Origin of the sequence: Streptomyces sp. Ru62, assembly GCF_002920615.1 — a bacterium.
Lineage (GTDB): Bacteria > Actinomycetota > Actinomycetes > Streptomycetales > Streptomycetaceae > Streptomyces.
Window position 1 is genome coordinate 157,978 of the sequence record NZ_PQSU01000009.1, and the last position, 13,433, is coordinate 171,410.

General features: G+C 69.5%; 13 protein-coding genes. 5 read left to right on the forward strand and 8 right to left on the reverse strand.

Annotation, left to right across the window (positions count from 1 at the left end):
- Nucleotides 1–47: 47 nt before the first annotated feature.
- Together C3492_RS14445 and C3492_RS14450 are read right to left on the reverse strand one after the other, a co-directional pair.
- A complete protein-coding gene (locus C3492_RS14445; RefSeq protein ID WP_103812153.1) occupies nucleotides 48–806 on the reverse strand; it encodes an SDR family oxidoreductase in 759 nt (252 codons plus the stop codon).
- A 127-nt stretch (nucleotides 807–933) separates the two neighbouring features.
- On the reverse strand, nucleotides 934–1,644 hold the full coding sequence (locus C3492_RS14450; protein WP_181140369.1) for a sigma-70 family RNA polymerase sigma factor: 711 nt from the start codon (nucleotides 1,642–1,644) through the stop codon (nucleotides 934–936).
- A 284-nt stretch (nucleotides 1,645–1,928) separates the two neighbouring features.
- Between C3492_RS14450 and C3492_RS14455 the strand changes: the two genes are divergently transcribed.
- Nucleotides 1,929–2,336 carry an OsmC family protein gene (locus tag C3492_RS14455; protein ID WP_103812155.1) on the forward strand — a complete coding sequence of 136 codons (408 nt, stop codon included), beginning with the start codon at nucleotides 1,929–1,931 and terminating at the stop codon, nucleotides 2,334–2,336.
- 103 nt (nucleotides 2,337–2,439) lie between these two features.
- Here the strand turns inward: C3492_RS14455 and C3492_RS14460 are convergent, their stop codons facing one another.
- The 5 genes from C3492_RS14460 to C3492_RS14480 all read right to left on the reverse strand — a co-directional run bounded on the left by C3492_RS14460 (nucleotide 2,440) and on the right by C3492_RS14480 (nucleotide 8,515).
- Complete coding sequence (locus C3492_RS14460) at nucleotides 2,440–5,211, reverse strand: LuxR family transcriptional regulator (protein ID WP_103812156.1); 2,772 nt, start codon at nucleotides 5,209–5,211, stop codon at nucleotides 2,440–2,442.
- 88 nt (nucleotides 5,212–5,299) lie between these two features.
- Nucleotides 5,300–5,641 (reverse strand): hypothetical protein, encoded by a 342-nt coding sequence (locus C3492_RS14465; protein ID WP_103812157.1) that lies wholly within the window; start codon nucleotides 5,639–5,641, stop codon nucleotides 5,300–5,302.
- A gap of 158 nt (nucleotides 5,642–5,799) precedes the next feature.
- Nucleotides 5,800–6,519, reverse strand: coding sequence for an alpha/beta fold hydrolase (locus tag C3492_RS14470; protein ID WP_103812158.1), 720 nt, complete (start codon nucleotides 6,517–6,519; stop codon nucleotides 5,800–5,802).
- 95 nt (nucleotides 6,520–6,614) lie between these two features.
- Complete coding sequence (locus C3492_RS14475; RefSeq protein ID WP_103812159.1) at nucleotides 6,615–7,565, reverse strand: alpha/beta hydrolase; 951 nt, start codon at nucleotides 7,563–7,565, stop codon at nucleotides 6,615–6,617.
- Between the two features lie 158 nt (nucleotides 7,566–7,723).
- Nucleotides 7,724–8,515: a DUF427 domain-containing protein gene (locus C3492_RS14480; RefSeq protein ID WP_103812246.1), complete on the reverse strand. Its 792-nt coding sequence runs from the start codon at nucleotides 8,513–8,515 to the stop codon at nucleotides 7,724–7,726.
- Nucleotides 8,516–8,757: 242 nt separating this feature from the next.
- Between C3492_RS14480 and C3492_RS14485 the strand changes: the two genes are divergently transcribed.
- The 4 genes from C3492_RS14485 (at nucleotide 8,758) to C3492_RS14500 (ending at nucleotide 12,499) form a co-directional block, all read left to right on the forward strand.
- Complete coding sequence (locus tag C3492_RS14485; protein ID WP_103812160.1) at nucleotides 8,758–9,228, forward strand: carboxymuconolactone decarboxylase family protein; 471 nt, start codon at nucleotides 8,758–8,760, stop codon at nucleotides 9,226–9,228.
- A 139-nt stretch (nucleotides 9,229–9,367) separates the two neighbouring features.
- Nucleotides 9,368–10,348: an alpha/beta fold hydrolase gene (locus C3492_RS14490; protein WP_258055705.1), complete on the forward strand. Its 981-nt coding sequence runs from the start codon at nucleotides 9,368–9,370 to the stop codon at nucleotides 10,346–10,348.
- On the forward strand, nucleotides 10,345–11,880 hold the full coding sequence (locus C3492_RS14495; RefSeq protein WP_103812161.1) for an MFS transporter: 1,536 nt from the start codon (nucleotides 10,345–10,347) through the stop codon (nucleotides 11,878–11,880). The genes C3492_RS14490 and C3492_RS14495 overlap by 4 nt, the downstream gene beginning before the upstream one ends.
- Nucleotides 11,881–12,004: 124 nt before the next feature.
- Nucleotides 12,005–12,499 (forward strand): cupin domain-containing protein, encoded by a 495-nt coding sequence (locus tag C3492_RS14500; RefSeq protein WP_030654576.1) that lies wholly within the window; start codon nucleotides 12,005–12,007, stop codon nucleotides 12,497–12,499.
- A gap of 200 nt (nucleotides 12,500–12,699) precedes the next feature.
- Here the strand turns inward: C3492_RS14500 and C3492_RS14505 are convergent, their stop codons facing one another.
- A complete protein-coding gene (locus C3492_RS14505) occupies nucleotides 12,700–13,158 on the reverse strand; it encodes a cupin domain-containing protein (RefSeq protein WP_103812162.1) in 459 nt (152 codons plus the stop codon).
- Nucleotides 13,159–13,433 lie beyond the last annotated feature (275 nt).

Sequence of the window (13,433 nt, forward strand, 5' to 3'; positions counted from 1 at the left end):
GGCGCACGAGGGCGGCAACGAAGCAGTGGGGTCCACCCCGTCGCCGGTCAGCGGCCGGTGGTCATGGCCTGCCCCGAGGAGGCGAGGTGTTCTTCGAACGTCCGGCGGCACTGGACGTACTCCCCACGCGGCAGCAGGCCGCCTCCTGACATGGCCTTGCCCACCTTGCCGGGAAGTGTCACCGGCACGACGAGCCGCCGCCGACCCCGGGAGCGCAGAATACGGCGCGTCATCTCGACCATGTCCAGCCGGGCGGGCCCCGCGATCTCCCGTGCCATGCCGGAAGGGCCCTGCACCGCGTGCTCGACGAGCTTCTCGGCGACGTCCTGGGCGGCGACGGGCTGGGTGAGCATCCTCGGCATCATGACCACTGGTGACCGGTTGTCCAGCAGCGGCTCGGGGAACTCGAAGAACTGGGTGGCACGGAGCACCGTCCACGGCACGCCTCCGTCACGGACGAGTGCTTCCTGAACGCGCTTGCCGAAGTAGTACCCGAAGTCCACCTCGTCGCTGCCGACGATCGACAAGGTGACCAGGTGCCCGATCCCGGTCGCCCGGGCGGCGGCAAGCAGGTTGCCGGTGGCCCGCGAGAAGAAGCCGACTGCGGTCTTCCTCCTCGTCGTGACGATGTTCGTCACATCGATCACCGCATCACAACCGGACAGCCCCTCTTCCAGGCCCACGCCGGTGACCAGGTCCACGCCGTGCGAACGGGCGAGAATCACAGGTCGGTGTCCCGCGCCCCGCAACTCCGCGACGACGAACTTCCCCACCATGCCGGTTCCTCCGGCCACGGCCACCTGCATGTGGCTGCCTCCTCGTAACGACGCCGGTAAGGACGGTTCCCGGCTCCGGCCTACAGACAAGGCAGGTATTCCCGCTGTGACACGGCGAGGTGGGGGCGGCCGCTCTCACTTCCGGGCGCAGGGAGCCCTATACGTTCGCGGACCTGCCGAGTGGGGCGCTCACGGGTTCTCCGGCGTCCCTCAGGAGGACCCGTTCGAGACGGGCCAGGTCGCCTACCTGTGCGGCCGCGCGCAACGCCTGCACCAGCCGGCGTTGGGCGACGGCATCCACGGGCTGCTGTCGCCACGGCGCATCCAGACGCTGCTGTGCACGGGTGATCTGCTGCCTGGCGTTGGGGACGGAGAGGTGCAGGAGCGCGGCGATCCGGTCGTACGGGTACCCGAACCCCTGTCGGAGGACGAACACGGCGCGCTGCTGGGGTGTCAGCGTCTGCATCAACAGGACGACCGCTCGTTCCACGGCGTCCTGCCGCTCGGCCACCACGTCCGGGGTGGCACCGGGGTCGGCCGGATCCGGAAGCCACGGGGTGGCGCACCGCTCCCGCCGTCTGCGCGCCGACTGGAGCACGTTGATCGCCACCCGGACGGTGATCGTCCGCAGTAGCGCCGGAGGGCTGCGCACGGCTGTGCGGTCGGTTCGCTGCAACCGCAGCCATACCTCCTGCATCACGTCTTCGGCCTCGCTCACGTTGCCGAGGATCCGGCAGGCGATGTTGATCAATGAGGGCCGGGCCCGCAGGAACACGGACACAGCGCCGTCCAGATCGTCGATCGCCGAGGCCACCGCGCGGCTGTCCCGCACCGGCGAGCGCCTGTGTTCCCTCAGGTCCGTGTCCACGGTCGGCTCCCTTGCTGGAGTGGGTGAGCGACGCCGGAACGCCGCGCGACCAACCCTCGCGCGGCAGCGTGGCGCCCGCGCCATTGAGAACCCGTGGGAGGCTGCGTGGTGGTGCCCTGGTGATGCCGTAGCGGGGTCCCGATCCCCTACCGCGCACGGCGGCAGGGGATCGGGACAGCACCGCGCCGTTCCGGGCCGGCCTGTCACACGGGCGGGGTCCGCTCGGTCTCTGCGGAAGAGGGATGAGCTACCCGGTCCCCGCACCTCGGTCGAGAGGAAGACCCATGACCACGCGCATCGTGTCCATTGCCGAAGGCAGTCGGCTCACCCGTTCCATCGCGGTCGGCCCCCACACCCTGAGGGCCGACGAACCCGAGCCCATCAGCGGCGACGCGGGTCCCACCCCGGGTGAGCTGATCCTTGCAGCGCTGGGGTCCTGCACTTCCATGGCCGTGCGGGCGATGGCCGACCGGCACGGCTGGGCACTCGACCGCATCGACGTGGCCGTACGGTTCGGTGATCAAGGGCGAATCGTCAAGAACGTCGGGCTGACCGGCGACCTGGAGCCGGCGCAGCGCGAGCAGTTGCTGGCGGCCGCCGAGCGCTGTCCCGTTCACCGCCTGCTGACCAGGGATGTCAAGATCGTCACCGTACCCACGTTGCTGGCGGAACCGGACGTGTCCCCCGCCTAGGGTCTTTCGCTCGGGTCAGGCCGGACCGCGAGCCCGGCGTGACCCAGACGACAGACCCCCGGCCGCGCCCCCGGTGGCCGGGCCCGCCCGGTAACCGGGCGGGTCAGGATGTCGTCGGCATCCCTTCGAGTTGCGCGGAGCCGATCTCCTTGCGGGAGGAGATGCCCAGCTTCGCGAAGATCTTCCGCAAATGCCATTCGACCGTGTGCGGGCTGAGGAACAACCGGGCGCCGATCTCCGGGTTCGTGAAGCCGCCCTGGGCGAGTCGCGCGATCTCGACTTCTTTCGCTGTGAGGACCACCGGCGTCGCCGAGGCGCGTTTGCGCACTCTCACGCCCACGGCCTGCAACTCGCGTCGCGCACGCTCCGCGAATGCGTCGGCCCCGGCTTCGCCGAGCATCGTGTGCGCCTCGCCCAGCTGGGAACGGGCCTCGGCCTGCCGCTGTTCCAGGCGCAGCCACTCACCGTAGCGAAGTCGTGCCCGCGCGCCGTCCATCCGGGCCTGTGCCGCGTCGAGCCGTTCGATCGCTTCCCGGTGCAAGAGGTCGGCGGCCTGCCCCTCGCTCACCAGGGCACGGGTGGCGGCCGAGATACCGAGCGCCCAGTCGGTTGCGCTGACCTGGGCCATCTCCTCGATCGTCCATACGGCCTCGACCGCCTGCGCGGTCCGCCCCAGTCGTACGGCCGCTTCGACGAGTTCGACCCGGGACTGCAGGGACAGTCCGAGTTCCTGCGGGTTCTCGCATCCACGCTCGGCGGAGGCGAAGGCCTCGTCGTATCGGCACAGGCCGTTGTAGAGGACCGCCGCCGCCCACTGGGTCGCTGTCGTCACCTTGCCCTCGTCTCGCAGGACACGGTCGCGCGTGAGGGTTTCGATCGCCTGCCGGGTCGTGGACTCCCGTCCCTTGAAGGGCTCCACGACGAGTGCCCCGTAGTGCGCGAAGAAGCTGCTGCCCGTGGCTTCACCGATCGCGTTCGCTTCCACGGCGAGGGAATCGGCGCCGCGGAGGTCGCCGGCGAACACCCGGTTCGACAGGCGCAGGAGGAGGGCCGAGGGCAGGACGGCAAGCGCTCCGTTGCTGCGGGCGAGGTCGACCAGCCGTGCCGAGAGCTCGGACCATGCGGCGAAGTCCCAGGTGCTGTGTGCCATGCGGCACACAAGCGGAAGCCATCCCAGAGCTTCCTCACGGGAGAGTCCTCCCGTGCGAAACGCGTCGACGGCCTCTCGGAGGATCGGCGCGCCCGCCGAGTACCCTTCCGTGATCACCCGCGCGAGACCGGTCAGGAGAAGGTTCTCACGGCTCTCGGTGTCGACGTGGCCCCGAGCACTCAGCACCGCCTCGGCGACGTCACGGACCCCGCCCGTGGACAGCCGGCCCGCGGTCAGGGCCGCGTAGATCGCGTCCCGGTACGTCTCACCGGCGAGTACGGCATCGTACGGCTGGAGCCGCTTGGCCGCTTCGAGCAACAGCGGCAGGCCGGCGCTGGCGTTCTTGGCCGCGGACATGATCTGTCCCCGGAGCAAGGTCGCCTGTGCGGCTCCGGCCTCGTCGAGATGGCTCAGTTCCGCGGCGTCGACCAGTTCCCGTGCCACGTCGAAGGCGCCCGCCTGGTATTGGGCCTGCGCCGCCGCCAATGCCCTGGCTCCGCGGCGTACGGGATCCGGAGTCAGTTCGGTGGCCCGGTGCAGGAAGGCTGCCGCCGCCGCGACCCCGCCGCGCGCGTACGCCCGCCCGGCGGATCCCTCCAGTTCGGCGGCCACGGCCTCGTCCGGTCCCGTGGCCGCGCTCGCCAGGTGCCATACGCGGCGTTCGGGATAGACGCTCGCGTCGATCGAGTCGGCCAGAGCCGCGTGCACGCGCCGGCGTTCCTCGAAGCCGACGGCACGGTACGCCGCGGAGCGAACCAGCGGGTGGCGGAAGCGGACCCATGTGCCGAGCGTCATCAGTCCCGACGCCTCGGCGTGGGTCACGGCGGTGTCCCCGGAGATTCCCAGGCGCTCGGCGGCGTCCCGCAGCAGGGTCACGTCACCGACCGGCTCGGTGGCGGCGATGAGCAGCAGTTGTTGCGCCTCCGGGGGAAGCGACCTGATCCTGCGGAGGAACCCCGCCTCGATCTGGCTGGACAGGGGCCGGGCACCGGGCCCTGCGAAACCTCCGGCCAATTCGACGGCGGTCAGGCCTCGCGGCAGCTCCAGCAGGGCCAGCGGGTTGCCGCGCGTCTCGGCGATGATGCGGTCGCGCACACGCTGGTCGAGCGGCCCGGTGACGACGGAGTCGAGGAGCCTGCGGGACTCGGACTCGTTCAGTCCACGCACAGGGAGCTCCGGCAGGCCGGCGAGAATCTCGCGGGAGCCGGACTCGCGGACGGCCAGCACGAGCAGAATCGATTCAGCAAGCAGCCGGCGAGCGACGAATTCCAGAATCTGGACCGACACGCGGTCCAGCCACTGCGCGTCGTCGACCAGGCAGAGCAACGGCTCGTCGCCGACGGCCCCGGCGAGCAGGCTCAAGGTGGCCAGACCGACGAGGAACCGGTCGGGCGCGTCACCGACCCGCATCCCGAACGCGGTACGCAGAGCGTTGCGTTGCGGCTCGGGAAGATCATCGAGATGGGGCAGCAACGGGGCGCAGAGCTGATGCAGCCCGGCATAGGAAAGCTCCATCTCGGACTGCACTCCGGCCGCCCTGACGACACGGCATCCGGTGGCACGGCCGAGGAGGTGGTTCAGCAGCTCGGTCTTCCCGATGCCCGCCTCACCGCGCAGCACCAGCACCCCGCTCCGCCCGGCCCTGGCCTGCGCGAGGAGGTCATCGAGGACCTTGCACTCGTCCCGCCGCCCGAAGAGCCCGGTCCGTGCTCCGCCCCTCGCCATGACAGCCTCCCGGCCGTCACGATACCTCGGCGTTGGAAGACATCAAGCCAGTCCCGGACATGCCGGTCCCCGTTTCACGGCGCGGGGATCAGGACACCGATCCCACGACGACGGCCGTGCACACGAACGTCAACATGGTGATCACGGCCATGGCGATCAGTGTGCCGCGCAGCCATCGGCCGAACCGGATGTTGTTCGCCGTCTCGGCCGCACCGACATTGTCGGCGATGTACTTCGTCACCATGCGGGCCACGTGCTTCTGCTCCTCGAGATACCACAGCTCGATATCCCTCCTCTGTTCGTGGGTCAGCCCGTCCATCCTCGCGGTGAAGGCCGTCACACGCCGGCGAGCAGCACTGAGATGCGCCTCCCGGTACAGATAGGCCTCTATGTCGACCAGTCCACGAGCTGCCTGTTTGTTCATGTTCATGATGCGTTCCCAGAGTCGGTGGCCCGGCACTCGGCACCTGGACCGGGCTGCGGGTGGGCGACGGCGGTCGGCGCGTGCTTCCTCGACGCGCCTGCGGGAGGCCGACCGCTCACTTGATCGGCCTCCCGGTGGGATCCGGTGCGCTGGGAGCCGGCTGTTCAGCCGGTCGCCTGCGCCGCCTCGTTGATCAGGCGCGCGACGTCGCCGGGACGCGAGACGCCGACCGCGTGGGAGGCGGTGACGCTCACCACGGTGGCCTTGGCGCGCTCAGCCATGAAGGTCTGCGCCTGCGCCGGGATGTTCCGGTCCTCGGTGGCCACGAGCACCCACGACGGAACGTTCCTCCACGCCGGGGTGGAGGCACCCTCCGCCAGCGCGACGTCGGCCACGGGCCGCTGGGTTGCAGCCATGACCGCCGTGGTCTCCTCCGGAACATCCGCGGCGAACTGCTGGTGGAACTTGCTCTTCTCGATGTAGAGGTCCGTGACCTGGCTGCCGTCCGGCAGGGTGACCGGTACCGGACGGAGCGCCTCCCCCAGGGTGCTGCCCGGGAACTTGCCGGAGAGGGTCACCGCGCTCTCGCCCTCGTCCGGCAGGAAGGCCGCGACGAAGACAAGTGCCTTGACGTTGTCGAGGCCGGCGGCGGCGTTGCTGATGACCGAGCCGCCGTAGGAGTGGCCGGCGAGGACCACTGGGCCGTCGATGGAGGCCACGAGTTGTCTGACGTACTCGCTGTCTCCGGCCAGTCCGCGTAGCGGATTGCTCGCGGCCACCACCGGGTAGCCGTGCGACTGGAGCCTTTCGACGACGCCGTTCCAACTGGAGGAGTCCGCGAACGCGCCGTGGACGAGGACGATGGTCGGCTTTTGTGCACTCATGAGAGTGGCCTTTCATTTTGCCAGTGAAGCAGGCCGGTGAAGACGCCGGTGAATGGGATCCTCCGCGCTATGGCCGCGCGAGAGGGACCAGTCGATCAGTCGGTTCCCAGCGCCTTGCGCAGGACATGCACGGCCTGCTCGATCGCCGCGGTCGAGGCCTGGGTTCCGCGGACGGGGTTCAGCATCATGAAGTCGTGCAGGCTGGCGTTGTAGCGGACGCTGATGGTCGGCACACCGGCCTGGATCAGCTTGCGGGCGTACGCTTCGCCCTCGTCGCGCAGCACGTCGTTCTCGTCGACCACGACGAACGCCGGCGGCAGTCCCCGCAGGTCTTCCAGGGTCGCCCGCAGAGGCGAGGCCGTGATCTGGTCACGCTCGGCCGGGTCGGTGGTGTAGGCGTTCCAGAACCACTGCATGGCCTTCGCCGTCAGGTGCGGTCCGTGGGCGAAGAGCCGGTAGCTCTCGGTGTCCTGCCCGGCGTCGGTGACGGGGTAGTAGAGCGACTGGTGCAGGAAGGTGACGTCACCGCGCCGCTTGGCCAGGTGCGTGAGGGCGGCGCTCATGTTGCCACCGACGGAGTCACCGGCGACGACCATACGGGAGCCGTCCAGACCCTCTTCGCCGCCCTTGGTGGTGACCCACTGGGCGGTGGCGTACGCCTGCTCGACGGCGACGGGGTACTTCGCCTCCGGCGAGCGGTCGTACTCGACGAAGACCAGGGCCGCCTCCGCGCCCACGGCCAGTTCACGCACCAGGCGGTCGTGGGTGCCGGCGTTGCCGAGGATCCAGCCGCCGCCGTGCACGTAGAGGATCACGGGCAGGACGCCGGTGCTGCCGACGGGCTTGATGATGCGCACCCGCACATCACCGACCTCGGCGGGGACGCTGATCCACTTCTCGTCCACGTCGAGCTTTTCGATCGGCCCGGACTGGACGTCGTCGAGCAGCTTGCGGGCGCCCTCGACACCGAGTTCGTAAAGCAGCGGCGGCTTGGCGGTCGCGTCGGCGAATTCCTGGGCGGCGGGCTCGAGAATGAAGTCGCTCACGACATACTCCTTGTGAGGTGGCGGGTTTCGGAAAGCTTCCACCTCATGAGACCGGGCCGGGAGTCGATGTGTGACGCTCTGGGAAAAACGGCGCGGAATTCGCTCACCGGCCACGGCATTCCGTGAGCGGAACCCGCGCAGGGCCCGCTGATCCGGCGTTACCTGTCAGATGCCGGCCGGGTGGGACCGGCGGGCTTCGGCAGCAGGAAGCCGTCGACGTACAGATCGACGTGCTCGTTGTAGAAGGCGGTCAGCCCTGCGATGCGGTTGGCGTGGATGGTCGGGAAGTCGTACGTCCAGGCGATGTCCTCGTGGGAGGCGGTGCCGCTGTCGAACGACCAGTAGCTGCTCGTCGTCCCCTTGTAGGGGCATCGGGTCACCGTGTCGGAGTGCCGCAGCCGGGTCCAGTCGATGGTCGTACGGTCGAGGTAGTAGCGGGTCGGCAGGCCCGTCTCGAACAGCTTCACGCAGTTCGGGGCTTCCGCCAGGACCACACCGTCCACCTCGACTCTGACGCTGCTGCCGGAGCGCAGGGCGTCCACGCGGGAGTACGGGCTTCGGGGATGGACGAAGACCGGCTCGTCCTCCTCGAACCAGGAGTCCAGCGCCTCCCACTCGAAGCGCACGGTGTCGTGCAGGGGTCCGGGGGCGCCCTCTCCCCAGACCCACGCCGCACCCGGCCGGACCTCCGAGCCGACCCGCAGGGTGTGACGGTGCGCCGGGCCGGCGCCGAGGTGCTCCGTGTGCTTGTCGTCGTCGAGCACACCGTCCACCAGGTCCTCGACCGGGATGCTGAACTGGGGGTACGCCTGCCACTCCCAGACGTACAGCGCGCGGCGGGTGTCGAAGACGACACGGCCGCCGATCATTCCCCGGATGCGACGAGGCACGGGCTCCACATGCCCGACCGGGACGAGGAGGCTCGGGTGCAGGACACTCTCGGTTGCCATGATGATCACCTTGAATTCGCTGAATGGTGGGCTCGCCGTGCCCGGTGTGTGCGGTCCCAGGATGACGTCGCTAGGGCCGACGGGCCTCACCTTCGTGTTGTCACACGGTGCTGAGGATCGTATTGCACCGATCCGCACCGCGTCCTGGTCCGACGGGAGTGACTCGATGACCGACGGTGTCACAGATCGAAGGGGCTCCCGGTCAGTGAGTTGTAACTGTTCCACACCTGAGGAGTTCCGTCATGGACGCGCGTATCAACTTCTTCGGCAACGCCCTGGCCGGCAAGGTCATGAAGCACCTCAACTCGGCCGGCGCGGCGGTGCACTCGGCTCTCCCGGTCGCCACTCAGGAGCTGGTGAAGATTCGTGCCAGCCAGATCAACGGCTGCGGCTTCTGCACCGACATGCACACCAAGGACGCCGCCGCCGCCGGTGAGGACCAGCAGCGTCTGAACCTGGTGGCCGTGTGGCGCGAGGCCACCGTCTTCACGGACGCCGAGCGCGCCGCGCTCGAACTGGCAGAGCAGGGCACGCGTATCGCGGACGGCGCGGACGGTGTGTCGGACGAGGCGTGGGCGAACGCCACGAAGCACTACGACGAGGACCAGCTCGTCGCGCTGATGTCGCTGATCGCCGTGATCAACGCCTACAACCGCATCAACGTGATCAACCGGCAGCCCGCCGGCGACTACAAGCCCGGCATGTTCGGCTGAGTCAGCCGCTCCGGCTCGGCCGGTCGCGTACCGTCCCTCGCCTGGTCGCCCCGGCCTTCGACCAGGCGAGGGACGCCGACCCGACCGGCCGGTCGAAGTCCGCCCGGCGGCGCGGAGCCCGGAGCGACCGCCGCGGGCCTTGGATCCCAGAGGACCCTCATGTCAGAACGCCACGCACTCGCCCCTCTGCGACGAGTCAGCACCGACGTGCTGGAAGTCGCCTACTACGAGACGGGGTCGGGAGACGACACCGTGCTGCTCCTGCACGGTTTCCCCTACGACATCCAGCTACGCGGAAGTCGCTCCGCTGCTCGCCGAAAGCGGGTTCAGAGTCGTCGTCCCCTATCTGCGGGGCCATGGGCCCACCAGGTTCCTGTCCGAGTCGAATCCGCGCTCGGGGCAGCAGGCCGCTCTGGGAGCCGACGTCGTCGCCCTACTCGACGCCCTGGACGTGGAGCGGGCCTACCTCGCCGGATACGACTGGGGCGGGCGCGCCGCCAACGTCGCCGCGGCCCTGTGGCCCGAACGCGTTCTGGGCCTGGTCTCGGTCAACAGCTACCTCATCCAGGACATCGGCGCGGCGATGGAACCCGTCGCACCCGAACGGGAGGCGGGCTTCTGGTACTTCTACTACTTCCTCACCGAGCGGGGCCGGGCCGGTCTTGCCGCCGACCCGCAGGGGATAGCCCGGGTCATCTGGGAGCGGAACTCGCCCAAGTGGCCTTTCCGCGAGGAGGATCTGGAGAGGACGGCGAGGGCCTTCGCCAATCCCGACTACACCGACGTCGTCATCCATTCGTACCGGCACCGGCTTGGTGCGGCTCCGGGTGCCGAGGCGTACGCGGCCTTCGAGGCGCGTCTCGCCGAGCTGCCCGCCATCACGGTTCCCACCGTCACCCTGGACGGTCGGGCCGACGGCAACTTCCCCGCGTCGGACGGTTCCTCCACCGCTCGGCACTTCACCGGCCCCCGGCTCCACCGCCAGGTGGTGAACGCCGGCCACAATCTTCCGCAGGAGAGCCCCGAGGCGTTCGCGGCTGCCGTACGCGACGTGCGCGTACTGCGGCACACGTATGTCGGCCGCGACGGCTTCTCCGGACGGAACCAGGACTCGACATGACGCACTCCCCCGCACCGGACGACTCCGCTCCGCTCCGCCTCGCCAGTGCCCGGGGACGGTGGACCCTGCTGGCCACCGTTCTGGGATCCAGCGTGGTGCTGCTCGGATCGACCGTCACCAACGTCGCTCTTCCGCGCATCGGTGACGACTTCGACGCCGACCTCGCGGTGCTCCAGTGGACGGTGAACGCGTACATGCTGACCCTGGCGGGTCTGATCCTGCTGGGCGGCTCGCTGGGCGACCGTTTCGGGCGGCGCCGCATCTTTGTTCTGGGCTTGGTGTGGTTCGCGGTGGCCTCCCTGCTGTGCGGTCTGGCTCCGGGCACCACCACGCTGATCGCCGCCCGAGCCCTGCAGGGCGTCGGCGGTGCTCTCCTCACGCCCGGCTCATTGGCGATCATCGAGGCATCCTTCCACCCGGACGACCGGCCACGCGCGATCGGTCTGTGGTCGGGCTTCGGCGGCGTCGGCGCGGCCCTCGGGCCGTTTCTCGGCGGATGGCTGGTGGACGGTCCCGGCTGGCGCTGGACCTTCTTGCTGAGCATCCTCCCGGCGCTGCTGTGCGTACCCATAGCACTGCGCCACGTCCCGGAGTCCGTCGGCACGCCCAGGACGAACGAGGTCCTCATGGCCGACACGAGGGGCCGGCGGCGCATCGGTTTCGACATCGACGGCGCCGTCCTGGGCGCTCTGGCACTCTCCCTGATCACCTACGGGCTGACCGAGGCCAGAAACAACGGACCGATGGCCGTCGGCGCATCCGTCGCCGGTGTCGCGGCGGGTGCCGCGTTCCTCCGCGTGGAGCGCCGCAGCAGCGACCCGATGATGCCGTTGTCCGTCTTCTCGTCCCGGCAGTTCACCGCTGTCAACCTGATCACCCTGTGCGTCTACGCGGGCACGGGCGGGTTCTTCTTCCTGACGGCTCTGCAACTGCAGATCGTCGTCGGGTACTCGGCGCTGGCAGCCGGTGCCGCCATGCTGCCCAACACCGCGCTGATGGTGCTGTTCTCCTCCCGGTCCGGGACGCTCGCCCGGCGGCTGGGGCCGCGGACTCCGCTCACCGTCGGTCCGGTGGTGTGCGCGGCGGGCATGTTGATGATGCTGCGGGTCGGTCCGGGCGCGTCCTATCTCCGCGATGTCCTTCCCGCCCTGCTGGTGATGGGAGCCGGCATGGTCGTGATGGTCGCCCCGCTCACCGTGACCTTGCTGTCGTCGGTGGATTCCGCGAACGCCGGGCTGGCCAGCGGCATCAACAACGCCGTGGCCCGGGCGGCCGGGCTGGTGTCCGTGGCGGCGTTGCCCCTCCTGGCCGGGATGGGACCGGACGCCTACCGGTCCGACGCGGCCTTCAACACGTCGTTCGGCCGGGCGATGCCGCTGTGCGCGGGTCTGCTGGTCGTCGGCGCGTCAGTGGCCTTCGCCACGCTGCGGCAGACTGCTGCGGCTTCTCACCCGCTGCACGGACGGACACACAGCTGGCTGATGGAGCCTCCACTGGTGTCCCGCTTCACCCATCACCAGGTCGTCGACTGACACCCGGCGGGGCGCTCCGCTGTCACACGGGCGGACGCCCGCCGGTCTCGTTGTAGAGAGGACCGCTGCTCAGCGGTTCGCGCCGGCGCGTCGTCACGCGTCGGCCGCAGGAAAGGAGCCAGACATGTCGTACCCGTACCCGGAGCAGAAGTACTGGGGAGAGGACGGTGAGGTCAGCGCCGTCTTCCGGCCGGCCACCACACCGCCGGACCTCGGTGAGAGCGGTACCGGGAAGGACGCCACCCACTATCTGGCGACCACTGGTACCACGCGAGGCGAGTTCGGGCTGTACCGGGTGGAGATGCGGCCCAGGGCGGGCGGCCCCAAGACGCATTTCCACAAGCGGATCTCGGAGTCGTTCTACATCCTGGACGGCACGGTGCGCCTGTTCAACGGCGTGGAGTGGGTCGACGCGCGCAAGGGAGACTTCCTGCACGTCCCCCAGGGCGGGCTGCACGCCTTCCGGAACGACTCCGACGCCCCGGCCGACATGCTGCTCCTGTTCACCCCGGGCGCCCCGCGCGAGGAGTACTTCGAGCAGGTGTCGCAGCTGGCGCACGCCTCGGAGGAGGAGCGGGCCGCGTTCTTCGACAAGCACGACTCGTACTTCGTGGAGTAGGAGACACCGACAGGCGGGGCCTTGCGCCCATGAAACCGCGGCGGTAGCCGGTTTCATGAGCGCAGGGCCTCGCCTGTCATGTGAACGGCCGGACCGGCACCTGGTGTCGCGGAGCACGGTGATCGGGCCCCTCGCCCACGGCACGGATATGCCGCCGTCCGCCGCCATGAGGCAGCGGACGGCGTGTGAACGTCTCGGGGTCAGGCGGTGGGCCGCGGTGCGCGCAGGTGGGCGCGCTCCTTGAGCTCCTGCTCGTCGACCAGCTCCAGCATGGGCTTGCCGGGGGCGCACATCATGGTGACGACGAATTCGGTCCTCTCGTCGGCGAGAGCGTTGCCGTCCTGGTAGTGGATGGCGTCGCCACCCGGTTCCCAGAAGGTTCCGCCGGCTTCGATGACGCGCTCGGGCTCGCCCTCAAGTTCGAAGCGGACCGCGCCCTTGATGACATAGCCGAACGCCGGTCCGGAGTGGCGGTGCGGCGGGGTGCCGGGGTCACCGGGCTCCCACTGGACGTGGATGGTCATCGCCGAGGCACCCTCGGGAACGGTGATCGGCGAGGCGTCCTGGAGCATCTTCGCCGCTCGGGTCCAGCTCGGACCGTCCTCGCCGTCCGTTCCGTGACCGTGGCCGTGGTGGGCGTGCTGTGAGTTCTCCGACACTGAGTCGCACCTTCCGTGGTTCCACGTGCCCGGGCGGCAGATCCCGCCTGCACGTGGTCATGTCCGGTCGTTGAAGACCGCTCCTCCTCCTGACCGGGTGCCCGGCAGATCTGTGACACGGGTTGCGACCGGCGGCGGCCGGCACTCGTGAGCATGGTGTCACAACGAGCCGATCGGTCCTGTCTAGCTGTGGTGAGCACGGTGGCGCGCCGATGTCCGCCACCGCCTTCGACGCATACCCAGCGGGGTCATCGGCCCCTGGACGGAAGAGATCC